General features: G+C 73.4%; 24 protein-coding genes. 14 read left to right on the forward strand and 10 right to left on the reverse strand.

Features of this window, described 5'->3' with window-relative positions:
* Nucleotides 1–2: 2 nt before the first annotated feature.
* Nucleotides 3–818 carry a hypothetical protein gene (locus tag PYR91_RS21090; protein WP_279782009.1) on the reverse strand — a complete coding sequence of 272 codons (816 nt, stop codon included), beginning with the start codon at nt 816–818 and terminating at the stop codon, nt 3–5.
* Complete coding sequence (locus PYR91_RS21095; protein ID WP_279782011.1) at nt 809–1144, reverse strand: hypothetical protein; 336 nt, start codon at nt 1142–1144, stop codon at nt 809–811. Before PYR91_RS21095 ends, PYR91_RS21090 begins: the two co-directional genes overlap by 10 nt.
* 147 nt (nt 1145–1291) lie before the next feature.
* On the opposite strand from PYR91_RS21095, the gene PYR91_RS21100 reads away from it, so the two are divergent.
* The gene (locus tag PYR91_RS21100) at nt 1292–1702 is read left to right on the forward strand and encodes a YbaB/EbfC family nucleoid-associated protein (protein WP_279782013.1); all 411 of its coding nucleotides are present in this window, start codon (nt 1292–1294) and stop codon (nt 1700–1702) included.
* 67 nt (nt 1703–1769) lie between these two features.
* A complete protein-coding gene (locus PYR91_RS21105) occupies nt 1770–2171 on the forward strand; it encodes a YbaB/EbfC family nucleoid-associated protein (RefSeq protein ID WP_279782015.1) in 402 nt (133 codons plus the stop codon).
* Between the two features lie 166 nt (nt 2172–2337).
* Here PYR91_RS21105 and PYR91_RS21110 read toward each other — a convergent pair whose 3' ends face one another.
* Nucleotides 2338–2973, reverse strand: a complete 636-nt coding sequence (locus tag PYR91_RS21110; RefSeq protein ID WP_279782017.1) for a LysE family translocator — start codon at nt 2971–2973, stop codon at nt 2338–2340.
* A 457-nt stretch (nt 2974–3430) separates the two neighbouring features.
* Here PYR91_RS21110 and PYR91_RS21115 point away from each other — a divergent pair, with 457 nt between their 5' ends.
* Nucleotides 3431–4579, forward strand: a complete 1149-nt coding sequence (locus PYR91_RS21115) for a macrolide family glycosyltransferase (RefSeq protein WP_279782019.1) — start codon at nt 3431–3433, stop codon at nt 4577–4579.
* Nucleotides 4580–4709: 130 nt separating this feature from the next.
* Nucleotides 4710–5516, forward strand: coding sequence for a metalloregulator ArsR/SmtB family transcription factor (locus PYR91_RS21120; RefSeq protein WP_279782021.1), 807 nt, complete (start codon nt 4710–4712; stop codon nt 5514–5516).
* Between the two features lie 29 nt (nt 5517–5545).
* On the opposite strand, the gene PYR91_RS21125 is transcribed toward PYR91_RS21120, so the two are convergent.
* Nucleotides 5546–6472 carry a LysR family transcriptional regulator gene (locus tag PYR91_RS21125; protein WP_279782023.1) on the reverse strand — a complete coding sequence of 309 codons (927 nt, stop codon included), beginning with the start codon at nt 6470–6472 and terminating at the stop codon, nt 5546–5548.
* 75 nt (nt 6473–6547) lie between these two features.
* Between PYR91_RS21125 and PYR91_RS21130 the strand changes: the two genes are divergently transcribed.
* The 3 genes from PYR91_RS21130 (at nt 6548) to PYR91_RS21140 (ending at nt 10539) form a co-directional block, all read left to right on the forward strand.
* Nucleotides 6548–7522, forward strand: coding sequence for a pyridoxal-phosphate dependent enzyme (locus PYR91_RS21130; RefSeq protein ID WP_279782025.1), 975 nt, complete (start codon nt 6548–6550; stop codon nt 7520–7522).
* A 290-nt stretch (nt 7523–7812) separates the two neighbouring features.
* Entirely contained in the window at nt 7813–9255 is a 1443-nt protein-coding gene (locus tag PYR91_RS21135) for an RICIN domain-containing protein (protein WP_279782027.1), read from the forward strand.
* A 306-nt stretch (nt 9256–9561) separates the two neighbouring features.
* Complete coding sequence (locus PYR91_RS21140; protein ID WP_279782029.1) at nt 9562–10539, forward strand: right-handed parallel beta-helix repeat-containing protein; 978 nt, start codon at nt 9562–9564, stop codon at nt 10537–10539.
* A gap of 113 nt (nt 10540–10652) precedes the next feature.
* Here PYR91_RS21140 and PYR91_RS21145 read toward each other — a convergent pair whose 3' ends face one another.
* Nucleotides 10653–11993, reverse strand: coding sequence for a M20/M25/M40 family metallo-hydrolase (locus tag PYR91_RS21145; RefSeq protein WP_279782032.1), 1341 nt, complete (start codon nt 11991–11993; stop codon nt 10653–10655).
* A 308-nt stretch (nt 11994–12301) separates the two neighbouring features.
* Here PYR91_RS21145 and PYR91_RS21150 point away from each other — a divergent pair, with 308 nt between their 5' ends.
* The 4 genes from PYR91_RS21150 (at nt 12302) to PYR91_RS21165 (ending at nt 17948) form a co-directional block, all read left to right on the forward strand.
* Entirely contained in the window at nt 12302–13708 is a 1407-nt protein-coding gene (locus tag PYR91_RS21150; RefSeq protein ID WP_279782033.1) for an aspartate aminotransferase family protein, read from the forward strand.
* A gap of 176 nt (nt 13709–13884) precedes the next feature.
* Entirely contained in the window at nt 13885–14997 is a 1113-nt protein-coding gene (ald, locus tag PYR91_RS21155; RefSeq protein ID WP_279782035.1) for an alanine dehydrogenase, read from the forward strand.
* Nucleotides 14998–15358: 361 nt separating this feature from the next.
* Nucleotides 15359–16462: a sulfite exporter TauE/SafE family protein gene (locus PYR91_RS21160; RefSeq protein ID WP_279782037.1), complete on the forward strand. Its 1104-nt coding sequence runs from the start codon at nt 15359–15361 to the stop codon at nt 16460–16462.
* 106 nt (nt 16463–16568) lie between these two features.
* On the forward strand, nt 16569–17948 hold the full coding sequence (locus PYR91_RS21165; protein WP_279782039.1) for a tetratricopeptide repeat protein: 1380 nt from the start codon (nt 16569–16571) through the stop codon (nt 17946–17948).
* A gap of 201 nt (nt 17949–18149) precedes the next feature.
* On the opposite strand, the gene PYR91_RS21170 is transcribed toward PYR91_RS21165, so the two are convergent.
* Both PYR91_RS21170 and PYR91_RS21175 read right to left on the reverse strand, forming a co-directional pair.
* Nucleotides 18150–18797: a response regulator transcription factor gene (locus tag PYR91_RS21170; RefSeq protein WP_279782041.1), complete on the reverse strand. Its 648-nt coding sequence runs from the start codon at nt 18795–18797 to the stop codon at nt 18150–18152.
* Complete coding sequence (locus PYR91_RS21175) at nt 18794–19939, reverse strand: sensor histidine kinase (protein WP_279782043.1); 1146 nt, start codon at nt 19937–19939, stop codon at nt 18794–18796. The genes PYR91_RS21170 and PYR91_RS21175 overlap by 4 nt, the downstream gene beginning before the upstream one ends.
* 238 nt (nt 19940–20177) lie before the next feature.
* Here PYR91_RS21175 and ggt point away from each other — a divergent pair, with 238 nt between their 5' ends.
* Nucleotides 20178–22016: a gamma-glutamyltransferase gene (ggt, locus tag PYR91_RS21180; RefSeq protein WP_279782046.1), complete on the forward strand. Its 1839-nt coding sequence runs from the start codon at nt 20178–20180 to the stop codon at nt 22014–22016.
* A 138-nt stretch (nt 22017–22154) separates the two neighbouring features.
* On the opposite strand, the gene PYR91_RS21185 is transcribed toward ggt, so the two are convergent.
* Complete coding sequence (locus tag PYR91_RS21185) at nt 22155–22328, reverse strand: hypothetical protein (RefSeq protein WP_279782048.1); 174 nt, start codon at nt 22326–22328, stop codon at nt 22155–22157.
* Nucleotides 22329–22478: 150 nt separating this feature from the next.
* Here PYR91_RS21185 and PYR91_RS21190 point away from each other — a divergent pair, with 150 nt between their 5' ends.
* Entirely contained in the window at nt 22479–23282 is an 804-nt protein-coding gene (locus PYR91_RS21190; protein ID WP_279782050.1) for an SURF1 family protein, read from the forward strand.
* Nucleotides 23283–23397: 115 nt separating this feature from the next.
* Nucleotides 23398–23715, forward strand: coding sequence for a DUF3817 domain-containing protein (locus PYR91_RS21195; RefSeq protein WP_279782052.1), 318 nt, complete (start codon nt 23398–23400; stop codon nt 23713–23715).
* A 9-nt stretch (nt 23716–23724) separates the two neighbouring features.
* Here the strand turns inward: PYR91_RS21195 and PYR91_RS21200 are convergent, their stop codons facing one another.
* Both PYR91_RS21200 and PYR91_RS21205 read right to left on the reverse strand, forming a co-directional pair.
* Nucleotides 23725–23916, reverse strand: a complete 192-nt coding sequence (locus tag PYR91_RS21200; protein WP_279782054.1) for a hypothetical protein — start codon at nt 23914–23916, stop codon at nt 23725–23727.
* 164 nt (nt 23917–24080) lie between these two features.
* The gene (locus tag PYR91_RS21205; protein WP_279782056.1) at nt 24081–25025 is read right to left on the reverse strand and encodes an LLM class F420-dependent oxidoreductase; all 945 of its coding nucleotides are present in this window, start codon (nt 25023–25025) and stop codon (nt 24081–24083) included.
* Between the last annotated feature and the right edge of the window lie 16 nt (nt 25026–25041).

Below are 25041 nucleotides of genomic sequence, written 5' to 3' on the forward strand. Positions count from 1 at the left end.
TGCTACTTCCCGTCCTTGCGCTTGTTCGGGTTCCACCATTTCTTCCTACCGCCGTGCGAGGCCGCGCCCTGGTGCTTGTCGCTCGTGGACTTGCTGCCCCCGGTCCGGTGCGGTTTCCTGCCGCTCTGGCTGAGCTCGCCCTTGTTCTTGTCCTTCCTGCCCATGTGCATGATCTGGTCACGCAGCGAATTGCCGGACTGCCTGAAGCCGCCCCCGGCCATCGGCACCCGCGGCCCGCCCGCCCCGGCGAGCACCGGGCCCCCGCCGCCCGGGCCGCGGGCGTTCCTGAGGATCGCGGCCAGCGGCTCGGTGACGCGCCGGGTCAGGCCGGGGGCCAGGACGCGGGCGCCCCCCTCGCCGGCCTCGCGCAGGATCTTGTTCATCGCGTACCGGCCGGCCAGGACGGTGGCCGTGGCGGTCCCGAGGGCGAGCGGCCCGCCGGCGAGCATGGAGGTCGCGAGCCGCACCGCGGTGACCGACGCCTGCGTGATCACCGCGACCTTGGTGCCGGTGACCACGTAGGCCGCCCCGTCGAGCACCACGGGCGCGACCCTGGCGGCGCGGGCGGCCTGCTCCAGGTGCCCGGTGCCGCCGGTTTTCTCCCAGTGGCCGGCCAGCGCGGTCGCGGACGCGCCCATGTAGGTCGAGGACGTCTGGCGGACGGTGCGGTCCGCGCCCTCGGCGGCCGGGGCGGAGCCGGCCGCGAGGGTGCGCCACGCGTGCGCGTCCTTGCGCATCTCGTCCTCGTCGATGTTCGGCCAGGGCACGCCCGCCAGGCCGAGGATGCCGTCGGCCCAGGCGGGCAGGGTCACGCCCATGTGCCGCCCTGGCCTTCCGTCAGGCCCGCCACGCCGCGCGTCGTGTCGTCCTCGACGAGCGACACCCGACGGCTCGCGGTGCTCATCGCGTTCCCGGTGGAGCCGATGACGTCGCCGACCAGCGTGTACGCGTCCAGCGCCGTGGCGGTGGCCTGCGTGTAGGCGGAGGCCAGATAGCTCATCAGGCCGTCGTCGCCCCAGGAGGCCGCGCCGCCGCCGCGCTGCCGCAGGCGTTCCAGCGCCGCCGAGTACTCTTCCCCGTGGACCCGCAGGTGCGAGGCGGACGCCTCCAGCGACCCATGGGTCATCTCGAATCCCCCATGCATGGGCCGTACGCTAGCCAATGATCGTCCTCGATCAGCACATATTTCATGCAATGTGGAGACTTTTCCTGGATTCAGGCGATGACTCCGCTGGTCGTCAGTATCGTGACGATCTCGATGTTGCCACCAGCGGTCACCGAAGGAGAGCGCGTGTCGCCGTCGCCGGGCCCGTGGTCAGATGACCTGCGCGGAGATGACCTGGACCACCTCGAACGGGTGCTCCGTCAGACCGAGGAGGCGTTGCGCGGCCTCGCGGACGCGCACGCCAGGGTCCGCCAGGTCACCGGCGAGGGAGAGGGCGCCGGCGGCATGGTCAAGGCGGTGGCCGACGGCACCGGACGACTCACGGCGATCACGCTGAACCCGCGTGTCATGCGCCTCGACCCGGCCGAGCTGGGCAGGGAGGCGACGAAGGCCATCCAGGCGGCCCAGGAGGCCGCCGGGCGGGGTGCCCAGGAGATAGTGGACGGCGCGCGCGCCGGCGTCGCGGCGCTGGACGAGCCCTTGGACGAGACCTTCGTGCGCCGCCGGATCGAGCAGGTCGAGCGCGAGATCGGCTGAGCGCGCCGCTCGGGCGCGCCGAGTGCCCGTGACGACGCGGGACCGCACATGGACGAGAGGAGAGCCGGTGAACGGCTTCGACCCCAACCCCGCCCACTGGCGCGACGGTGATCTTGAGCTGGACGCGGAGCGGGCCGCGAAGATCCTGGCCTGGGTCGAGGACGGCCAGCACGAGGTCGACGCGATCATCGGCGTGGGGGAGGCGGGCGACGGCCAGGTCAAGGTGACCACGACGGCCGAGGGACGGGTGCGGGAGGTCACGCTCGCGCCGCGCGCCATGCGCCTGGACAGCGAGTCGCTCGCCGACGAGCTGCTGCTCGCCGTCCGGCGGGCGCAGGACGACGCCGAGAACGCCACGCGGCGCCTGATGCAGGACGCCCTCGGCGACGTCCTGCCCCCCGGCGCGCTGGATCCCGCCGCCGTCGAGGAGCAGATCGGCCGGTTGCTGCGCTCGTTCACCCGCCCGTGACGGGAGGGCGGGCGCGCCCGCGCGGCTGACCGCCTGAACGTGCCCGCGCGGTTGACCGCCCGGACGTGTCCGCGCGGTTGTCCGCCTGAACGCGTCCGCGCGGTTGACCGCCCGGACGTGCCCGCGCGGCTGACCGCCTGAACGCGTCCGCGCGGGCCGGGACGGACTACTTCCGGGGGCCGTCGCCGGCGAGCGCGGCGGCGGTGCCCAGGCCTATGTAGACCAGGCCGCTGGCGACGTCCACGCGGCGGGCGGCCACCGGGGAGCGGCGCAGGCGTGCGGCCAGGGCGGCCGACAGCACGGCGTACGTGCCGTCGCTCGCCATGCCCAGCACGGTCCACACCAGGCCCAGGACCGCGACCTGCGCGGCCACCGGGCCGAGGGACGGGTCGACGAACTGGGGCAGGAAGGCCAGGAAGAAGATCGCGGTCTTGGGGTTGAGCACGTTCACCACGAAGCCCTCGCCGAACAGGCGCTGGCGGGAGACCGCCTCCACCTCCTTGGCCAGGCCGTCGCCGGGCGTCATGAGCTTGCGCACGCCCAGGTAGACCAGGTACGCCGCGCCCGCGTACTTCACCACCGTGAACGCCGTGGCCGAGGCGGCGAGCAGCGCGCTCAGCCCCAGCGCCGCCGCGACCACGTGGACCAGCGAACCGACGTGGATGCCCGCCACCGAGATGATCCCCGCCGTGCGCCCCTGCGCGACGCTCCGCGTGACGATGTAGACGACGGCCGGCCCCGGCACGAGCAGCAGCGCCAGGGTCGCGATGGAGAACACCGCGAGCGTGGGGAGAGTCGGCATGCCGCTGATGGTATGAATGGCCGGTTTACCCCGTCCATCGGATTTGCCGCCGCCCGCCGCGCCGCCTGCCGCCGCCCGCTCGCCGCCTGCCGCCGCCCGCTCGCCGCCTGCCGCCGCCCGCTCGCCGGCCGCCCGCCGCCGGCCGTCCGCCGCCGGGCGTCGCCCTCCGCTGGCCGCTGGACGCCCGCCCGCCGGGCGCATGCCTCCACGGCCCCGAGGAAATCGAGTGGCCCCGGCAGTGGCGGTGTGGTTAGGCTCCCGGCCATGCACCTGCTTCAGATCTACGGCTGACACCGCCGAGGGCGGCATCCCGCCCCCGCTCAGCGGCCCGACGCACGCGCGCCCCGCGACGGCCATGCCGTCGCGGCGTCTTCGGCGTGCCGGGTCGCGGTGTCCATTCCGCCGCAGACTCTGAAACGAGTGATCTTCCATGTCACGTCGACGTTCCCATGTCGCGATGGCGGGCATTCCCGCCGTCAGCCACGTCCTTCCCGGCCTTGAGGTCATCCGCGAGCTGGTGGCCCGCGGCCACCGCGTCACCTACGCCAACGACCCGGCCGTCGCCGACCTGATCACCCCCACCGGCGCCGAGTTCGTCGCCTGCGAGTCGGGGCTGCCGGTCGCCGACCACGACTGGCCGGACGACCCCATCGCCGCGATGGACCTGTTCCTCGACGACGCCATCAGGGCGCTTCCGCAGATGCGGGCCGTGTACGACGACGACCCCGCCGACCTGTACATGTACGACATCGGGGCTTACGCCGTCCGTGCCCTCGCCGAGGCGCAGGGACGTCCCGCCGTGCAGCTGTCGCCGACCTTCGTGGCCTGGGAGGGCTACGAACAGGAGGTCGCGGCGCACCTGTGGCGGCTGCCCGGCGCCGGCGCCTTCCGGGCGAAGTACGCCGCGTGGCTCGCCGGATGCGGGGCGACCACCACCGACGTGGACGCCTTCAACGGCCGCCCCCCGCGGGCGCTGGCCCTGATCCCCAAGGCGATGCAGCCGCACGCCGACCGGGTGGACCCCGAGGTGGTGACGTTCGTCGGGCCGTGCTTCGGCAGGCGCGCCGACCAGGGCGGCTGGACCCGCCCGGCCGGCGCGGAGAAGGTGCTGCTCATCTCCCTGGGCTCGGCGTACACCCGGCAGCCGGAGTTCTACCGGCGGTGCCTCGCGGCCTTCGGCGGCCTGCCGGGCTGGCACGTCGTCCTGCAGATCGGCAGGCACACCGACCCGGGGGAGCTCGGCGTCGTCCCCGCCAACGTCGAGGTGCATCCCTGGGTGCCGCAGCTCGCCATCCTGGAGCAGGCGGACGCCTTCGTGACGCACGCGGGGATGGGCGGCAGCAGCGAGGGGCTGTTCACCGGCGTTCCCATGATTGCCGTCCCGCAGGCCGTCGACCAGTTCGCCAACGCCGACCGGCTGGTCGAGCTGGGCGTGGCGCGCCGCCTCGACACGGCGGACGCCACCGCCGCGCTCCTGCGGGAGACCCTGATCGAGCTCACCGCCGATCCGGAGGTGGCCCGTCGCTCGGCGCTGCTGCGCGCCGAGGCGCGAGCCGAGGGCGGCACCACACGCGCCGCCGACCTCATCGAGGGAATGCTCGGCTGATCCCGGCCGGAACGGTGCGCGGTGGGCCCCCGTCCGCCGCGCGCCGTTCCCGCCTCGGTTGACACGCAACCGTCCGGCTGCCTAAGTTGAACATGCAGCCGGACGGTTGCATGTTGGGGGGAGTTCCTTGATGGACGAGGTGTTCAAGGCGCTGGCCGACCCCAGCCGCCGCCGGCTGCTCGACAGTCTGAACCTCCGCAACGGCCAGACCCTTCGCGAGCTGTGCGCGGGGCTGGAGATGACCCGGCAGTCCGTCAGCAAGCACCTGGCGGTGCTGGAGGCGGCCAACCTCGTGACCACGGTGTGGCGCGGCCGGGAGAAGCTGCACCACCTCAACGCCGCGCCGGTGAACGCCATCGCCGAGCGCTGGATCGGCCGTTTCGACCGCGAACGGGTGCGCGCGCTCGCGGACCTGAAGAGAGCATTGGAGCAGGAACCCATGGGCAACCCCGAGTTCGTCTACACGACCTACATCACCACCACCCCCGAGCGGCTCTGGCAGGCGCTGACCGATCCGGCCTTCACGCGCCGCTACTGGGGGGCGAGCCACGAGTCCGACTGGAAGGCGGGGTCCACGATGGTCTGGGAGGAGCGGGGGGTCAGCGTCGCCGACCCCGAGCAGGTCGTCCTGGAGTCCGACCCCTACCGCCGCCTCTCCTACACCTGGCACACCTTCACGCCGGAGTTCGCCAAGACGTGGGACCTGAGCGAGGACGTCGTCGCCAAGTGGAACGAGGAGCCCCGCTCCAAGGTCACCTTCGACCTCGAACAGCAGGGCCCGGTCGTCAAGCTCACCGTCGTCCACGACGGCTTCGCCCCCGGCAGCACCCTCTTGGACGGCATCAGCCAGGGCTGGCCCCAGATCATCTCCAGCCTCAAGTCCCTCCTCGAAACCGGCACTCCCCTCCCTGATCCCTCGGCGGATGACGCAAGCTGACGCCTGACGACAGCCCGCCCGTCGGCCGGTCAGGGGTCGGCGGGGGTGGTGGTCTCGGTGAGGGCGTGGAGCAGGGCGGTGGTGGCGGGCGGGTCGGGGGGTTCCCCGTAGGTGGCGGCGAGGACGCGCCTGGCGGTGGGGATCGGCGTGACGCGCACGCCCGGGTGGCGATGGGCCGCCAGGGCGAGGCGGGGGAGCACGGTTACGCCGAGGCCCGCGGCGACCATCGCCTGCACGGCCACGTAGTCGTCGGTCGTGAAGGCGATGGCCGGGGTGAAGCCGGCTTCGGCGCACAGGTCGAGCAGGTGGCTGCGGCACTGGTCGCAGCCGGCGATCCACTTCGACCCCGCGTACGCGGCCACGCCGCCCCCGGCCGACGCCACCCCGTCCCCGGCCGAGGCCACGGGGCCGCCGGGCAGGGGGTCGAGAGGGCTGACCAGGAAGGTCGGGTCGTCGAAGAGCGGCGTCGGGCGGACGTCCGCGTCCGCGCGGGGGCCGGACGCGGGGTACTCGAAGACGACGGCCGCGTCCACCAGGCCCGCGCGGAGCATCTCCAGGGCCTCGGGCGGTTCGGCCTCGATGAGGCTGAGGTCGAGGCCCGGGTGCCGGCGGGCGAGGCGGACGGCGGCCTCCGGCACGAAGGTGCCCAGGGCGGAGGGGAACGCGGCCAGGCGCACCCGGCCCGCGCGCAGGCCGACGTGGGCGGCCAGCTCGGCGGACGCGGCATCCAGGCGCCCGATCACCTCGGCCGCCCGGTCGGCGAGCAGCCGCCCGGCGTCGGTGAGCCGGATGCCGCGCCCGACCCGCTGGACGAGCTTGGCGCCGGTCTCGGCCTCCAGCCGGGCCAGGTGATGGCTGACCGACGGCTGCGAGTAGTGCAGCTCCCTGGCCGCCAGCGTGACCGAGCCGTGCCGCGCCACGGCCTCCAGGACGCGAAGCCGCACCACATCAAGCATGCATCAACCATATCTATGGAAAACCGCCGCACTTGGCATTGGACCTATGCGTCAGGGTCCCGCAGCGTAGAAGCCATGCAGACGACTTCACCCGACATCACCGGCATCCTCGACGCGGCCCGCCTGATCGCCCCGCACCTGCCGCCGACCCCGATGTGGTCCTACCCGGTGCTCGACGCGCGCCTGGGTGCCGAGGTGCACGTCAAGCACGAGAACATCCAGCCGACCGGCGCCTTCAAGGTGCGGGGAGGGATCACCCTGCTGACCCGGATGTCCGAGGCGGAACGGGGGCGCGGGGTGCTCACCTACTCCACCGGCAACCACGCCCAGTCGATCGCGTACGCGGCCCGCATCTTCGGCGCCCCCTGCACGGTCGTGATGCCGGAGAACCCGAACCCGGCGAAGGTGGCGGCGGTCGAGGCGCTCGGCGCCGCCGTCGAGCTCAAGGGGGCCACGGTGGTCGAGGCCGGCGAGTACGCGGCCGCGCTGGCCGCCGACCGGCGCAACCGCCTGGTCAGCCCGGCCGACGAGCCCGACCTCATCGAGGGCGTCGGCACCCTGTACCTGGAGATGTTCGCCCGGCGGCCCGATCTGGACGTCCTGTTCGTGCCGGTCGGCGCGGGGACGAGCGCCGCGGCGGCGTGCCTGGCGGCCCGGGCGCTCGCCCCGCGGTGCCGGGTGATCGCCGTCCAGTCGGCGCGGGCGCCGGCCGCCCACGACTCCTGGCGCGCGGGGGAACCGGTCCGCCGGCCGGTCGGCACGCTCGCCGAGGGGCTGGCGACGGGCTCCGCCTTCGCGGTCCCGCGCGCGATCATGCGCGAGCTGCTGGACGACTTCATGCTCGTCTCCGACGAGGAGATCGCCGCGGCGCAGCGGCTGCTGCTGACCGATGCGCACACGCTCGCCGAGCTGGCGGGCGCCGCGGCGCTGGCCGCGCTGACCAAGAGGCGCGAGGAGTTCGCCGGCGCCAGGATCGGCGTGGTGTGCAGCGGCGGCAACGCCGGGCCCGCCGAACTCCAGCGCCTGCTCGGCGGCGGAAACGCCGCCTGATCGACGGCGCCCCATCCGCGGGCGCGGCGGCGAACACCGGCGACCGGTGAATGTTTCACGGTGTTCACACTTGTGAAACACGGTCAGCATACGGGATTCACCGTCGGCGCAGGTGAGGGAAGGTGTGACGGGAGCGCGTCATGGGCGCGCTAACAAGAAGTCGAGTGCGGTTGTTGACACGCGTTGGGACTCTTCTTACGTTTACGGCGTTCGCAATCATGTATGTCATCCACATACATGAACAGACTTGCGGAATGGCCCGATTCTGCGCGACGCGCGAGGAGCTCGACGTGAGAAGAACAAGATTCCAGGCAGGGGCGGGAGCCGCGGTGATTGCCCTCGGCGTCGCCCTGACCGGCGTCGTCGTGGCCGCCGGTTCCGCCGCCGCGGCCCCCACCTCCGGCACCTACACGCTGGTCAACGCCAACAGCGACCTCTGCCTCGACACACCCGGCACCTCGGACGGCACGCAACTCGTCCAGGCCGCCTGCAGCGGTGGCGCCAACCAGAGGTGGACCCTCACCGCCTCGGGCGGCGGCGTCACGCTCACCCCGGGCGGCAGCGGCAAGTGCGCGGGCGTCCGTGACGCCAGCACCTCCGCGGGCAAGGCCGTCCAGGTGGAGTCGTGCAGCGGCGCCGCGTCCCAGCGCTGGACGCTCACCGAGAGCGGGTCGAACTACCGGGTCGTCAACGCCAACGGCGGCAAGTGCCTCAACGTCAAGGACAGCTCCCGGAGCGCCGGCGCGCTGATCCAGCAGAACTCCTGCGACTCGGTGACCAGCAAGCAGTGGCGGCTCGTACCCACCGGCGGCGGCACGCCGACCGTCGACCCCACCGTCACGCCGACGGTGACCCCGACCGGAAACCCGCCGGGCAACGCCAACGGCCTGGTCGGCTGGGCCACCCAGGGCGGCGGCACCAACGGCGGCGGCAACGCCTCCCCGGTGACGGTGACCAGCTCCTCCGCGCTGACCACCGCGATGGCGGGCACCAACGCCGCGGTGATCCGGGTCTCCGGCACCATCTCCTGCTCGGGCATGCTGCGGGTGGGCTCGAACAAGAGCATCATCGGCAACTCCGGTGCCGCGATCGTCGGCTGCGGCCTCAACGTGGCCAACGCGTCCAACGTCATCATCCGGAACCTGACCTTCCGGAACTGGAACGACGACGCCATCAACGTCCAGTACTCCACCCGGGTCTGGATCGACCACAACACCCTCAGCAACGGCTACGACGGCGCCGTGGACGTCAAGCGGTCGAGCGACTACGTCACCATCTCGTACAACCACGTGTTCGACCACGACAAGACCATGCTGCTGGGCCACGACGACGGGAACGCGTCCGAGGACGTCGGTCACCTGCGCGTGACCTACCACCACAACTACTTCGACGGCAGCGGCCAGCGTCACCCGCGCGTGCGCTTCGGCAACCCGGTGCACGTCTACAACAACTACTACGCCGGCGTGACCGGCTACGGCGTCGCCTCCACCGAGGGCGCGGGCGTCCTGGTCGAGTGCAACTACTTCGAGAACACCGAGGACCCGTTCCACCTCGGCGAGGGCGACTCGGGCCCGGGCACGCTGGTGGCGCGCAACAACCACTTCGTGAACTCGGGCGGCGGCCAGGCCGGCGGCAGCGTCGCCTCGATCCCCTACTCCTACACCTGTGACACCCCGTCGAGCGTCAAGTCGATCGTGAGCGCCCAGGCGGGTGCCGGCAGGATCAACGTCTGACGACCGTCCGCCAAGGCGGGCGGCCCGCGCGAGCGGACCGCCCGCCGGACGGCGAGCTCCACCCGCGTGCGGAAACCGCGTCACCCACGGCGGCACCCGGAGACGTCGAACACCCCGGCCACCACCCCGGCATGGTCCTGGCGGGCATCGGCGCCACCCGGGAAGACACCGCGCGCCGTCTCGAAGTCCCCACCGTGAGCGGCACGGCCAGAAGACGTGTGCCTCCGCCCCCACCCCCCGGCAGACGAGGACGCCCTCGGCTCGGGTGACTTCCGGAAACCTCCATCGAACCCCAGGAGACCCATCATGAACACGATCTCGAGGAGCAGGAAGGCGGGCGCCGTGCTCGCCCTGGTGGCCGCCGCCGGCGCGGTGCCGGCGACCGGAGCCGTGAGCGCGTCGGCGGCCGTGTCTGCCAAGGCCGCCGCCCCCGCGGGCCAGGTCGGCTGGGCCACCCAGGGCGGCGGCACCACCGGAGGCGGCAGCGCCGCGGCCACCACGGTGACCAGCTCCTCCGCGCTGAGCAGCGCGATCTCCGGGACCACCGCCCGGGTGGTCCGGGTGTCCGGCACGATCTCGTGCTCGGGCATGCTGCGGGTGGGCTCGAACAAGAGCATCATCGGCAACTCCGGCGCCGCGCTCGTCGGCTGCGGGCTCAACGTCGCCAGCGCGTCCAACGTCATCATCCGGAACCTGACCTTCCGGAACTGGGGCGACGACGCGATCAACGTCCAGTACTCCACCCGGGTCTGGATCGACCACAACACCCTCAGCAACGGCTCCGACGGCGCGATCGACATCAAGCGCGCCAGCGACTACGTCACCGTGTCGTGGAACCGGGTCTTCGACCACGACAAGACCATGCTGCTGGGCCACTCCGACGACAACGGCTCGGAGGACCGCGGCCACCTGCGGGTGACCTACCACAACAACTGGTTCGACGGCACGAACCAGCGTCACCCGCGCGTGCGCTTCGGCAACCCGGTGCACGTGTTCAACAACTACTACGGCGGCGTCGGCGGCTACGGCGTGGCCTCAACCGAGGGCGCGGGCGTCCTGGTCGAGTGCAACTACTTCGAGAACACCGACGACCCGTTCCACCTCGGCGAGGCGTCCTCGGGCCCGGGCACGCTGGTGGCGCGTAACAACCACTTCGTGAACTCGGGCGGCGGCCAGGCCGGCGGCAGCGTCGCGTCGATCCCCTACTCCTACTCCTGCGCCAGCGCGTCGAGCGTCAAGTCGATCGTGACCGGCGGGGCGGGGGCGGGCAGGATCAACGTCTGACGACCGTCCGCGAAGGTGGGCGGCCCGCCACGAGCGGGCCGTCCGTCCAGGGGAAGAGCGGCGCCGCCCCGGATCGCCGACCCGGGGCGGCGCCTCTCCGCGCGCAGGAGGGCTCAGACGGTGCCGTAGTCGGCGAGGAACAGGGCCTCGGCGGTCGCCACGCGACGCAGCTCCTCCAGGTCGACCCGTTCGTTCGGGGCGTGGATCGAGGCGCCCTCGTCCTCGGCTCCGATCAGCAGGATCTCGGCGGCGGGGAACTGCTTGACCAGCGTGGCCACCAGCGGGATGGACCCGCCCCCGCCGATGTCGCGCGGCGCGTGGCCGAACGACCGCTTCATCGCCCGGTCGAGCGCCGCCCGGGCGCTGCCGCCGGAGTCGGCGAGGAACCCCGAGCCCTGCACGTGGTCGGTGACCGAGACCCGCACCCCCCAGGGCGCGGCCCGGCGCAGGTGCTCGACCACGTCGGCGCTCGCCGTGCCGGGGTCGCCGCCCGGCGGCACGCGCAGCGTTATGCGGGCCCGCGCGGAGGCCTGGACGGCGTTCACCGCGCCGGACACCGTGGGCACGTCCAGCCCGGTGACGGTGATCGCGTACGAGGACCACAGGCGGTCGGCGGGCGTGCCCGAGCCGACCAGCGACACGCCGTCGAGCACGCCGGCGGTCGCGCGCAGCTCCTCCTCAGAGGGCCCGCTGCCCAGGAAGATCCCCCGGGGCAGTCCGGGCACGCGCACGTCGCCGTTCTCGTCGTGCAGCGAGGCGAGCATGCGGATCAGCGCGGCGAGCGAGTCGGGGGCGGCGCCGCCGAACGTGCCGCTGTGCAGGTTCTGCTCCAGCGTCCGCACCTCGATCGTGAACGCGGCCATGCCGCGCAGGGAGGTCGTCACGGACGCCTCGCCGACCTTGGGGTTGCCGGTGTCGGCCACGATGATCGCGTCGGCGCGGACCAGCTCGGGGTTCGCCTCGACGAACGCCTCCAGCCGCTCCCCGGCGTACTCCTCCTGGCCCTCGATGAGGACCTTGACGCCCACGGGGAAGCGCCCGCGGAAGGCGCGCAGCGCGAGCAGGTGGCACATGAGGCCCGACTTGTCGTCGGCGGCGCCGCGGCCGAAGAGCTGCCCGTCGATCACGGTGGGCTCGAAGGGCGGCGTGCGCCACAGGGCGAGGTCGCCGGGGGGCTGGACGTCGTAGTGCGCGTACAGCAGGACGGTGGGCGCCCCGGGCGGGGCGGGCGCCTCCGCGAACACGGCGGGGAAGCTGCCCTCCACGGGGATCTGCCGGACGTGCGGCAGCCCCGTGCCGCGCAGCAGTTCCTCGGTCATGGCCGCGGCGGCGTGCACCGCCTCGGCCGGGTGACCGGGGAAGGCGATCGACGGGATGGCCACCAGCCGGCTCAGCTCGTCGACGGCCCTCGGCATGTCGGCCGTGACGGCACTCTCGATCTCCTCAGGAGTCACGATGGTCTGTCCCCCGCATCTTCTCGGGCTTGAGTTCGACACATTGCACCACAGACCTGACGCCATTCGTGCCACGACGTGCACGGACTCGGTGGTTCCCCGGTCGCGCCGAGGGGTCCGGGGCCGCGTCGTCCGGGGTGTCCGGGGGCCGGTGACGCGCCGGTCTCTGAACGCGGATTTCGTTGCTGTTAACCGCAGATCTCACGAAATCCGGATATGTTCCATAGTGTCACCACGCAACCGGTTGTCATCCCGCATGAGAGCCGTGCACACTGTGGGAAGTCGAGGACCACCGAGGAAAGATGGCGATGACGCGACCTGAGACCGACACGGCCGCCATCCTGCGGGCCGCCCAGGACAACCTGTGGATGCACTTCACCAGGCACGGCTCCTACGACGGCGGCGAGGTGCCGACGATCGTGCGCGGCGACGGCGCCTACATCTACGACATCCACGGCAAGCGCTACTTCGACGGCCTCTCGGGGCTGTTCGTGGTGCAGATGGGCCACGGCCGCGCGGAGCTGGCCGAGGCCGCCGCCAAGCAGGCCCAGGAGCTCGCGTTCTTCCCCCTGTGGTCGTACGCCCACCCCAAGGCCGCCGAGCTGGCCTCCCGCCTGGCGGAGCTGACCCCCGGCGACCTCAACCGCGTGTTCTTCACCACAGGCGGCGGCGAGGCCGTCGAGTCGGCGTGGAAGCTCGCCAAGCAGTACTTCAAGCTGACCGGCAAGCCCTCCAAGCACAAGGTCGTCAGCCGCGCCGTCGCCTACCACGGCACCCCGCAGGGCGCGCTCTCGATCACCGGCATCCCCGCGTTCAAGGAGCCGTTCGAGCCGCTCGTACCCGGGTCGATGCGCGTGCCGAACACCAACTACTACCGCGCCGACGACATCACCGGCTTCCCGGGCATGACGCCCGAGGCGTTCGGCCGGTGGGCGGCCGACCAGGTCGGCAAGGCCATCGAGATGGAAGGCCCCGACAGCGTCGCCGCCGTGTTCGTCGAGCCGGTGCAGAACGCCGGCGGCTGCTTCCCGCCCCCGCCCGGGTACTTCCAGCGGCTGCGCGAGATCTGCGACCAGCACGACGTGCTGCTCGTCTCCGACGAGGTGATCTGCGCGTTCGGCCGGCTCGGCACCATGTTCGGCGGCCAGAAGTTCGACTACGTCCCCGACATCATCACCTGCGCCAAGGGCATGACCAGCGGCTACTCGCCGATCGGCGCCATGATCGCCTCCGAGCGGCTGTTCGAGCCGTTCCGCTCGGGCACCGGCATGTTCCCGCACGGCTACACCTTCGGCGGGCACCCGGTGTCGGCGGCGGTCGCGCTGGCCAACCTCGACCTGTTCGAGCGCGAGGACATCCTCGGCCACGTGACCAGGAACGAGCCGGTCTTCCGCGCCACGCTGGAGAAACTGCTCGACCTGCCGATCGTCGGCGACGTCCGCGGCTCGGGCTACTTCTACGGCATCGAGCTGGTGAAGGACAAGGACAGCAAGCAGACGTTCAACGACGAGGAGTCCGAGCGGCTGCTGCGCGGCTTCCTGTCCAAGGCGCTGTTCGACGCGGGCCTGTACTGCCGCGCCGACGACCGAGGCGACCCGGTGGTCCAGCTCGCACCGCCGCTGACGTCCGGCCCCGAGGAGTTCGACCTGATCGAGACCATCCTGCGCTCGGTGCTCACCGACGCCTGGAAGGTCCTCCAGGAGGGGCCCGCCTAGACCGGAGGCCACCTCGTGGAGACCCGTCGCGGCCCGGGTACGGAGCCGTCTGACGGGCAGGATCCTGCTCGAACCGAAACCGGAGCCGTCCCAGGGCGGCTCCACACTCCTGTCCGGTGCCGGGTGCGGTGGCGCCCGCGTACCGTCGAAATAAATCGTCATCGAAAGGACACCCAATGAAGATCGGTGTGCCCGCGGAGGTCAAGAACCACGAATACCGCGTCGCCGTCACCCCGGCCGGCGTGCACGAGCTCGTGCGCCACGGCCACGAGGTCTACGTGCAACGCGACGCCGGCGTCGGCTCGCACATCGGCGAGGAGGACTACCTCTTCGCCGGCGCGAAGATCGTCGACGGCGCGGACGAGGTGTGGGGCCTCGCCGACCTGGTGCTGAAGGTCAAGGAGCCCATCGCCGAGGAGTACGACCGGATGCGGGAGGGCCAGGTGCTGTTCACCTACCTCCACCTCGCGGCCTCGCGCGCGTGCACCGACGCCCTGCTGCGGCGCGGCGTCACCGCGATCGCCTACGAGACCGTCCAGGTCGGCGCGAGCCTGCCGCTGCTGGCCCCGATGTCGGAGGTGGCCGGACGGCTGGCCCCCCAGGTGGGGGCCTACAACCTCATGCGCTTCAACGGCGGCCGCGGCATCCTGCCCGGCGGCGTGCCCGGCGTCGCCCCCGCGAAGGTGGTCGTCATCGGCGGCGGCGTCTCCGGCATCAACGCCGCGCAGGTCGCGGTCGGCATGGGCGCCGACGTCACGATCCTGGACGTCAACATCGACAGGCTGCGCCAGATCGACGCCATCTACCAGGGCCGCCTGCGCACCCTCGTGTCCACCCGCTACGCCATCGAGCAGGCCGTCCTGGACGCCGACCTGGTCATCGGCGCGGTCCTCATCCCGGGCGCCAAGGCGCCGACGCTGGTCTCCAACGAGCTGGTGTCGCGCATGAAGGCCGGGTCGGTGCTGGTCGACATCGCCATCGACCAGGGCGGCTGCTTCGAGGACTCGCGCCCCACCACGCACGCCGAGCCCACGTACCGCGTGCACGACTCGGTCTTCTACTGCGTGGCCAACATGCCCGGCTCGGTGGCCAACACCTCCACCTACGCCCTCACCAACGCGACCCTGCCCTACGCGGTCAAGCTGGCCGGCCTCGGCTGGAAGGAGGCCCTGCGCGCCGACCCCTCCCTGGCCCTCGGCCTCAACACCCACGCCGGCCACCTCACCTACCAGCAGGTCGCCGACGCCCACACCCTCCCCTTCACCCCCCTGGCCGAAGTCCTCGCCTAGCCCACCCCCCACCCGCGGCGCCCGCCACCTCACTTCCACCGCGGCTGAGCGCCGTTGCCCAGGGCACGTGGCCTCACCCGCGCTGTGACAGGTTCCCTGTCGGCGCCGGTGCGGTGGGTCGTGGTGCGGTGATTTCGGCGCCGGTTACGGCGGGCGGGGTGGGTTCGCCTGCGCTGTGGCAGGTTCCCTGTCGGCGCCGGTGCGGTGGGTCGTGGTGCGGTGATTTCGGCGCCGGTTACGGCGGGCGAGCCGGCGGTGGCTCGTGGAATGGGGTGGCGGGGCACCGAAGTGTCACTGGCGGTTACCCCTGGTGTCCGTTACCTTCCGTGAGGGTGCGTTCACGCTAGGGGGCTCGGGTGGGGTGCTGGGCGAGAAGGCGCGGCGTGTGCTGGGCATGGGCGTGACGCCGGCCGCGTTGTTCGCCGCCGGGGTCGCCGGCGGGCTGGTGGCGGGCTCCGCCTCGTGCGCGGCCGTCCAGGGCGGGCTGCTCATCGGGCTGGCCCGGCCGCGAGGCGCCGCGGCGGAGGCCTGTTGCGAGCCCTCGCCGGGCAGGGCCGGGGCCGCGGCGGTGGCGTGGTTCATCGCGGCCCGCATGGCCGCGCACACGCTGGTGGGCGCGCTGCTCGGCCTGCTGGGCGGCGTGGTGCGCATCCCGCCCACGGCGCGCGCGGTGCTGCTCGTGGGAGCGGGCGCCGCGGTCGCCGTCTACGCCGTCCGCCTGCTCCTGGCCGCCAGGCGCGGCGACACCGATGAGGCGGGGTGCGGAGACGGGCGCCCGAGATGGGCCTCGCTCCGCGGAGGACGGGGAGCGAGTCGGGTCTCGCTTCGCGGGGGACAGGGGCCGAGGTGGGCCCGGCCGGGCCTGCTGGGCGCGGCGACCGTCCTGGTGCCCTGCGGGGTGACGCTGAGCACCGAGATCGTCGCGGTCTCCAGCGGCTCCGCGCTCGGCGGCGCCGCGGTCATGGCCGGTTTCGTGACCGGCACCACCCCCGCGTTCGCCCTGCTCGGCCTGCTGGTCCACCGGGCCGCCACCACCAGGTTCCGCACCGCCGCCGCGGCGCTCGCGCTCGTGGCAGGGGCGCTGACGGTGGTCGCGGGCGTCCGCCTGGGCGGCTGGCTGCCGGAGGACGGCGGCTCGGCGCGCGCGGACGGCACGCAGGTCGTCACCGTCTGGGTGACCGACCAGGGCTACCGGCCCGGCGTCGTCGCCGTGGAGGCCGGGCGCCCGGCCGACATCGTGTTCCGTACGAGCGGCAACCAGGGCTGCACCCGCAGCCTCACCATCCAGGGCATGGACGTCGCTCTCCCGGCGTCCGGCACGCGAATCGTCCGGCTTCCCGCGCAGAAGCCGGGCAAAGTCCGTTACGTGTGCGGTATGGGAATGTACGTCGGCTTCGTCATCGTGAACGAAGCGGCCGAACCCGCGGCGCCGCCGGTCGTAGCGGGTCAACCGCGTTCCGCGTGACGGCAACAAGCCGTCGATTACGTTCCATCCCTGTGGATCACGTGCGACTCTGTCCCCCATGACGTGGTGGCAGGGTGAACCGGAGGCGGCCGTTGCGTGGCCCGCCGTGCCGAAGCCCCGCTCGCCCGAGCCCCCCGGCCAGGGCGAGCCCACCGAGGGCGAGCTGCTGGGCCCCGCCCAGGCGGGCGAGCCCGGAGCCGCCCACCGGCTCGGCCGCCTGTACGCCCAGCGCGGCGACCGGGCGGCGGCCCGCCACTGGTGGGAGCGGGCGGCGGCGGGCGGGAACATCGACAGCGCCTACAACCTCGGCATCTGGCACGAGAAACACGGCAGCCTGGACGACGCCATCACCTGGTACGAGTTCGCCGCCGGGGCCGGGGACGCCGAGGCGGCCGTCAACCTGGCCACCCTTCTCCTGGAGCAGCGCGGCGACGTCCGGGGAGCGCGCCACTGGTACGAGACCGCGGCCGGCACCGGGTCGCGCCCGGCCGCCCGCAGGCTGGCCCTGCTGTGCGAGGACATCGGGGACGCCACGGCGGCCCGCGAGTGGCACCACCGCGCCGCCTCGGCCGGCGACCTCGCCTCGGCCCACGACCTGGCGTTCCTCAACTACGCCTCCGGTGACGAGGGCCCCGCCCGCGCCTGGTGGGAGTACGCCGCCCGCGGCGGGCACCCCGACGCCGCCTACCACCTCGGCCGGCTGCTGCACGCCGGCCGCGACCCCGAGGGCGCCGAGGCGCTGTACCGGCTGGCGGCCAAGGCCGACCACCCGGGCGCGGCGTCCCAGCTCGGCAGGCTGGCGCTGGCCCGTCGTGACCTGCGGACGGCCCGCGCCTGGTTCGAGCGCGCCGCGCACTTCGGCAGGGTGGACGACCAGCGCATGGCGGGATTCGTCTGCGTCGAGCTGGAGGACGCCCGCGCGGCCAGCCACTGGTTCGGCCGCGCGGCGGCGAGCGGCGACCCGGAGTCGGCGTACAACTTCGGGCTGCTCCTGATCGCCGAGCACAACGACCTGCGCGGCGGCCGTCACTGGCTGCGCCAGGCCGCCCTGGCCGGGCACCAGGGCGCCGCGCAGGAGCTGGACACGCTCCAGTCGGTGATCGGCGACGCCGCCGACGGCGCGCCCCGCGAGCCGGCCGCGGCTCCGGCGGCCCTGGACCGCCCGGTGGAGCCGGAGCTGGCCGCCAGGGCCGAGCTGGCCGTCGCGTCGGCCGGGCGGCGCGGCGGCACCGTGCTGCGCCTGGCCGACCTCGCCGAGATCCTCGGCACCTGGGACGTGCTGACCCGGCGGCTCAGGGAGCAGCCGGCGGACGTGGCGGCGTGGCTGGCCGACAGGAGCGGCCTGCCGGTCACCGCCGTCGAGCACCTGGCCTCGGTGCGCCTGACGCTGGTGCGCCCCGGCACCGCCCCCTGGCCCACCCCCGCCGAGGTCGAGCACGTGCTGGCGACCTGCCGCGCCCTGCGCAAGCGCCTGGGCGCCGGCTGAGGCCGTCACCGGTACGCGAAGGGTGCACCGCCGGTCGGCGCCCCGGGCCCGCCTCGTGGGCGAACGACCACGACCCGCACCCCTCGCCCGCGTAGGCGGGGGAGGCGTCAGCGCCGGCCGGGACGGATCAGGCCCGACCGGTGGGCGAACGACCACGACCCGCACCCCTCGCCCGCGTAGGCGGGGGAGGCGGGGGAGGCGTCAGCGCCAGCCGGGACGGATCAGGCCCGACTCGTAGGCGATCACCACGAGCTGCGCGCGGTCGCGGGCCTGGAGCTTCATCATGACCCGGCTGACGTGGGTCTTGGCGGTCGCCGGCGCCATGAACAGGCCGGCGGCGATCTCGTCGTTCGTCATCCCGGAGCCGACCAGCGCGAACACCTCGCGCTCGCGCTCGGTGAGCCGCCCGAGCCGGGCCGCCTCCTGCGGCTCCTTGGCCTTGGAGGCGTACTCGGCGATCAGCCGCCGGGTGACGCTGGGGGACAGCAGGGCCTCGCCCGCCGCGACGACCCGCACAGCCTGGATCAGCTCGGCCGGTTCGGTGTCCTTGACCAGGAAGCCGCTGGCGCCGCCGCGCAACGCCTCGAAGACGTACTCGTCCAGCTCGAAGGTGGTCAGGATGATGATCCGCACGTCCTCGGGCATCTTCCGGGTGGCGGTCAGGCCGTCCATGCCCGGCATGCGGACGTCCATGAGCACGACGTCGGGCCGGTGCAGCTCGGCGAGCCGCACGGCCTCGGCCCCGTCGGGCGCCTCGGCCACCACCGTGATGCCCTCCTGGGCGTCCAGCAGCGCGCGGAACCCCGCGCGGACGAGGGCCTGGTCGTCCGCCAGCAGTACCTCGATCACCCGGTGTCCTCCGCCGCAGGGGGGATGGGGAGGCGGGCGTCGACGCGGAACCCGGCCTGGTGGGGCCGGGCGGTCAGCGCCCCGCCGAGCGCGGCGGCCCGCTCCCGCATGCCCGGGATGCCGTCGCCGCCGCCCTCGCCGGTCAGCGCGCCCGGCCCGGCGGGCCCGGTGTCGTCGACCCTGACGCGAAGCTCCTTCGCCCCGTACTCCAGCGTCACCGCGGCCCGCGCGCCCGGCGCGTGCTTGTGGACGTTGGTGAGCGACTCCTGGACGATCCGGTACGCGGCCCGGTCGACCCCCGGCGGCAGGTCGCGGGGCACTCCGGCGACCCGCTTGGTGACGCCGGGACCGGCCCGCTGGATCAGCTCGTCGAGCTGGTCGAGCCCGGCCGTGGGGGCCCGGGGCGCGCCGTCGCGCAGCACGCCCAGCACCGAGCGCATCTCGGTCAGCACGTCCTTGCTGGCCTGCTTGATCGTGACCAGGGCCGTGCGAGCCTGCTCGGGGTGCTCGTCGGTCAGGTGCAGGGCCGTGGAGGCCTGGACGTGGATCAGCGAGATGCTGTGCCCCAGCACGTCGTGCAGCTCCTGCGCCATCGTCAGCCGCTCCTCGCTGGCCTGCCGCCTGGCCTCCTCCTCGGCGACGCGCTCGCGCTCCACGGCCTGGTCGCGCCGCACCCGCAGGACCTCCGAGGCCGTCAGCACCACCAGGATGATCGCGCCGACGGCCACGTGGTGGAACCAGCCGGCCGGGATGGGGATCAGCCAGGTGGCGTAGACGGCGAAGAACAGGAAGGTGACACCCGACGCGACCCAGGCGGCGCGCCGGTGCCCGGTGAGGACGGCGTTGACGATCGCGACGACCGGGCTGACGAACACCGGGCCGTAGGCGTACCCGGCCAGGACGTAGGCACAGGTGGCAGTGGTGGTCACCCATAACGCGAGCACGGGATGGGAGCGGCGCGCGAGCAGGGCCGGCGGCCCGGCCGACAGCAGCGCGAACCCGTACACGTCGAGGGGGACGCGCGTGTCCGGGGAGTACGGGTCGATCTGACCGTTCTGCGCGCCCATGGAGCCCCAGAGCTGCGTCACGCCCACGGCGATCGGCATCAGCGGCTCGAACCGGTGGGATGGTCGCGTCGGCACTCCCAAAAGGTATGTCTCCCCGCTGACCAGCACATCCTCCCCCGGTCGCAGCGCCGCCTACGGTGAGCGGAGTACAGCCGCCTACAGTCGGCGGAGTACGGCCGCCCGCCGGGCGGGGGAGCGGGCGGCGCCGCCGCGCACGGCCGCGGGGACGGGCCGGCACCGTTTCGATCACCATTGACCCCGGTCGCGCGGCTGTGAGTGAATGCTCGTGCGCGATCGAGGAATGAGGTCTGACATGAGCTCGCACCGCCTTGCCATCCCGCTCGCTGGGGCCGCCGTATCCCTTGCGCTGGTCGCCCCGCCCGCGTACGCGCTGGAACCGGGGCCCGGGCAGGCCGGCCAGGCCACCGCGCAGCGGCACGCGCCGCCGGCCAAGGTGCCGGTAGCCGAGGGGTACGGCGGAGCGGTCTCGACCGTCGACCTCGACGCCAGCAAGGCCGCGCTGGAGATCCTCAAGCAGGGCGGCAACGCCATGGACGCCGCCGTCGCGGGCGCCGCCGCCCTCGGCGTCACCGAGCCCTACTCCGCCGGCCTGGCCGGCGGCGGGTTCGTCGTCTACTACGACTCCCGGCGCGGCAAGGTCTTCACCATCGACGGCCGCGAGAAGGCTCCACAGGCGATGACCGAGACCTCGTTCCAGGAGAACGGCGTCGCGATCCCCTTCGCCGAGGCCGTGAGCAGCGGGCTCTCGGCGGGCGTCCCGGGCAGCGTGGCCCAGTGGGAGCTGGCCCTGCGCCGGTTCGGCACGGTCTCGTTGCGGCAGGCGCTCAAGCCCGCGGCCGACCTCGCCGCGCGGGGCTTCGTCGTCGACCAGACGTTCTACGACCAGACCGCGCAGAACGCCGCGCGCTTCGCCGACTTCACCTCCACCGCCGCCCTGTTCCTGCCCAACGGCGCCCCGCCGCCGGTCGGCTCGGTCTTCCGCAACCCCGACCTGGCCAACACCTACCGCGAGCTGGGCCGCCGCGGCGGCGACTGGCTGTACGGCGGCAGGCTGGGCGAGGAGGTCGTCGCCACGGTCAAGAGGCCGCCGGTCAGGCCGGGCGCCACCCGGGTGGTGCGGCCCGGCCTGATGGAGGTCTCCGACCTGCGGGCCTACCGTGCCGTGGAGCGACCGGCCGCCAAGGTCGAGTTCAAGGGCATGGACGTCTACGGCATGGCGCCGCCGTCCTCGGGCGGCTCGACGGTCGGCGAGGCGCTCAACATCCTCGACGCGCTGCCGAGCGTCGGCCTGCACGAGTACCTGGAGGCGTCCCGACTGGCCTTCGCCGACCGCAACAAGTACGTCGGCGACCCCGGCTACGTCGACGTGCCGCTCAGGGGGCTGCTGTCCGACGGCTTCGCCAAGGAGCGCGCCTGCCTGATCGGCGAGAACGCCATGGCGCACCCGGCCCCGGCGGGCACGCCCGACGGCGACTACACCGGGTGCCAGGTCGAGGGCACGTCCGTCGAACCGTCGAAGGGCGGCGCGGCGGAGAACCCCGAGGGCCCGGAGACCACGCACCTGGTCGTGGCCGACCGCTGGGGCGACGTCGCGGCCTACAACATCACGATCGAGCAGACCGGCGGCAACGGCATCGTGGTCCCCGGGCGCGGCGTCCTGCTCAACAACGAGCTGACCGACTTCACCTTCGGCCCGGCTCCCGGCGACCCCAACCTGCCGGCGCCGGGCAAGCGCCCGCGTTCCTCGATGTCCCCGACGATCGTGCTCAAGCACGGCAAGCCGCTGCTCGCCGTCGGCTCGCCCGGCGGGTCCACGATCATCACGACCGTGCTGCAGATCCTGGTGAACCGCTACGAGTTCGGCATGTCCCTGCCCGAGGCGCTGCTGGCGCCCAGGGCGACCCAGCGCAACACCGCCACCACCCAGGCGGAGCAGGCGTTCATCGACCGCTACGGCGCCGAGCTCACCGCGCGCGGCCACAAGCTGGATCCCGTGCCCGGCCCGCCGGCCGGCGAGATCGGCGCGGCGACCGCCCTGGAGTTCCTGGGACGCGGCAAGGTGCAGGCCGTCGCCGAGACCTGGCGCAGGGGCGGCGGCAGCGCCCTCACCGTCACCCCGGCCCGCCCCTGACCTGCGGCCACGGCGGCGGGCGCCCGGCCCGCCGCCTCCGCGGCCCCGCCCCGTGCCGCCCCCGTGCCGGCGGTGTGCGGGCACGGGAGAAGCGCCGTCGGCGTAGGCCGGCGGCGCCAGGGACACCCGGTAGAGGCGTCAGCGAAGCAGCAGGAACACCACTACGGCGACGACGATGACAGCGGCGACGGCGGCGATGGCGGGGACCAGGTAGGACGGCCGCTGCGGCTTGGCGGCCTCGGGCTCCTGATTCTGGGCGAAGGCCTTGAAAGCTTGCGTGTTCCCCGCCGGGTCGATCTGTGGCTCGGACATGGGACGACTTTAGCCACCACGGAAGGCCACATGGCGCCGTTTATGCCAGTTCGGCCTCGGAGTTCTGTATGGCGAGACGCCCGTCCGCCCCTCCCGCGCCCGGCCAGGTCCGAGGGCCGGACCGCCGGGCGGGGCGGATAGCGTGGGGGCATGCTCCGGACGCTCTTCTCGCCCCGCCTCGTGGGCCTCCACCTGGTGACGATCGGAGTGCTGATCTCCTTCACGGTGCTCGGCCGCTGGCAGCTCGGCGTCTTCGAGGAGTCGGCCCGGCCGCACGCCAAGCTCGACCCGGCCCCGGTCGCGATGTCCACGCTGCTCCGGCCCGGCGGGCGCCTCACGGCCGAGACGATCGGGCGGCGCGTCACCGTCCAGGGCACCTTCGACGCCTCGCGCCAGCTCCTGGTCGCCGAGCGCCTGCCCAACGTGGAGACCGGCGGCGGCGCGGTGCCCGACAGCGGCTTCTGGCTGCTCACCCCGCTCCGCCTGCCCGAGGGCGGCACGGCCGCCGTCGTGCGCGGCTGGGTGCGTACGGCCGACGACCCCGCGGTGGCCGTCCCCGAGGGGCAGGTCAGCGTCACCGGGCGCCTGCAGCCGTCGGAGCCGACCGACTTCGCCAGGCGGCGCAGCGCGCCGCTGCCGCCCGGCCAGGTGGCCACCGTGTCGACCGCGGTGCTGGTCAACGTCTGGCGGGGCGCCGGCGTGCGCGACGGCTTCGTCGTCGCCACGGCCCCGGTGCCCGGCGCGGCGCCCGTCCGGGCGGTCGACGTGCCCGCCCCCACCGAGGCCGGCGGGTTCAACTGGCGCAACCTCGCCTACGCCGCCCAGTGGTGGATCTTCGCGGCGTTCGCCGTCTTCATGTGGTTCCACTTCGTGCGCGACGCCGTACGAGGGCGGAAGCGGGACGCCGCCGGCGACGCCCCCGCCCCGGCGCTCGGCGCGTCCCCCGGGGCGTGAGCCCGCGGCCCGCGCCGCCCGCCGGGCGCGTGCCTGGTCAGACGGCCGCGCGGCCCGGGGGCGGGACCACCCGGAGGGCGGGATATCGTGTGGAGACCGTTCCCCAAGCGAGGTAATGATCGTCGTGCAATCCGCGCTCAAGCCCTTCCGCGTGATGGCCTACGTCGTCGGCGTCATGCTGCTCGCCCTGGTGGCCGGCATGGTGCTGAAGTACGGCTTCGGCAACCCCACCCCCGTGGCCGTCATCAGCCCCATCCACGGCTTCGTCTACGCCGTCTACCTGCTGACCGCGCTCAACCTCGGTCTCAAGGCACGCTGGACCTGGCCGTACACGCTGGGGGTGCTGCTCGCCGGCACCATCCCGTTCCTGTCGTTCCCGATCGAGCGCAAGGTCACCGAACGCGTCCAGGAGCGCATCGCGGCCACCGCCTGAGGCGGGCGGTCAGCCGCCGATCTGCCGGCGGCGGATGCGGCGGAGCCGGGTGCGCTGCGACTCGTCGAGCATGAAGTACACGGCGACGGGCGCGGCGAGCAGGCCGAGCACGATCAGCCAGGCGATCAGGTTCGGAAGGATGATGAGGGCGAGGATCGAGGCGATCCCCGCGCCCAGGTAGTACTTGACGACTGGCGACATTGCCGGGCCCTTCTGCTCGCCGGGCGGGACGGCGCCCCACCGCTGGTTGTGCTCGTTTCTTCAACGCCGGGGCGCCGGGCGGAGTTCCGGGCGAGGCCCCCCGCGAAGCCGAGGTCGCGGGCGAACGCCCGTCGTCCACGATCCTGCCGGCCCCGGGAGCCGCCTCAGTCGGCCAGGGCCTTGAGCGTCGCCTCACCGCACGGGTCCGCGTCCGTGCTGGCCGGGACCACGGCGACCTCGTCCACGCCCGCCTCGGCGTACGCGTCCAGGCGGTCCATGATCTCCACCGAGTCGCCGATCAGCGCCACCGCCTCCAGCAGGGCGTCGGGCACCGCCGCGAGCAGCTCACGCGGGTGCGGCCGGGTCCTGGCGTAGGCGACCACGTCCGCGAACCCCGCCTCGGCGAACATCTCGCCGTAGCCGGGCGCGGCCAGGTACGGCACGACGCCTCGGCGGATCTGCTCGATGGCCTCCGGGGCGGGGTTCACGGCGGCCGTGACCCACGCCGCGACCCGCGTCGTGGCGGTGAGCCCGCGAAGCTCGCCCACGAGCCGGGCGGCGGACGCCGGGGTCACCAGGTTGAGCACCATGCGGTCGGCCAGCGCGGCGGCACGCACCGCAGAGGGCCCGAACGCCGCGACGGTCAGCTCCGAACGCGGGGCGGGGAGCCGCAGGTGGTAGCCCTCGCTGGAGACGCGCGTCCCCGCGAAGCCGGACCGTTCGCCGTCCAGCAGCGGCCGCAGCGCCCGCACCGACTCGGCGAGCGCGGTCCCGGCGCCGGCCCTCGACCGGCCGTGCCATCGCTGGACGACCATGGGGCTGGAGGTCCCGAGCGCCACGTTCACCGGCCTGCCCGTGAGGTCGGCGACGGACGCGGCGCCCATCGCGATCATCATCGGGTCCCGCACGGTGACCGCCAGCGGCCCGACGGTGAGCGCGACGCGCCGGGTGCGGGCGCCGACCGCGGTCGCCAGCGCGAAGGCGTCGTAGGTCGCCATCTCGCCCACCCACACCTCGGGGTAGCCGAGCTCGTCGGCGATCCGGGCCGTGCCCAGCGCCTCGCCGGCGGGGCGGTCCTGCCAGAGGCCGAGGGAGACGCTCAGCCGCATGGGCGGCGCCGGGCGC

The organism is Sphaerisporangium sp. TRM90804, from assembly GCF_029846175.1.
Classification (GTDB): domain Bacteria; phylum Actinomycetota; class Actinomycetes; order Streptosporangiales; family Streptosporangiaceae; genus Sphaerisporangium.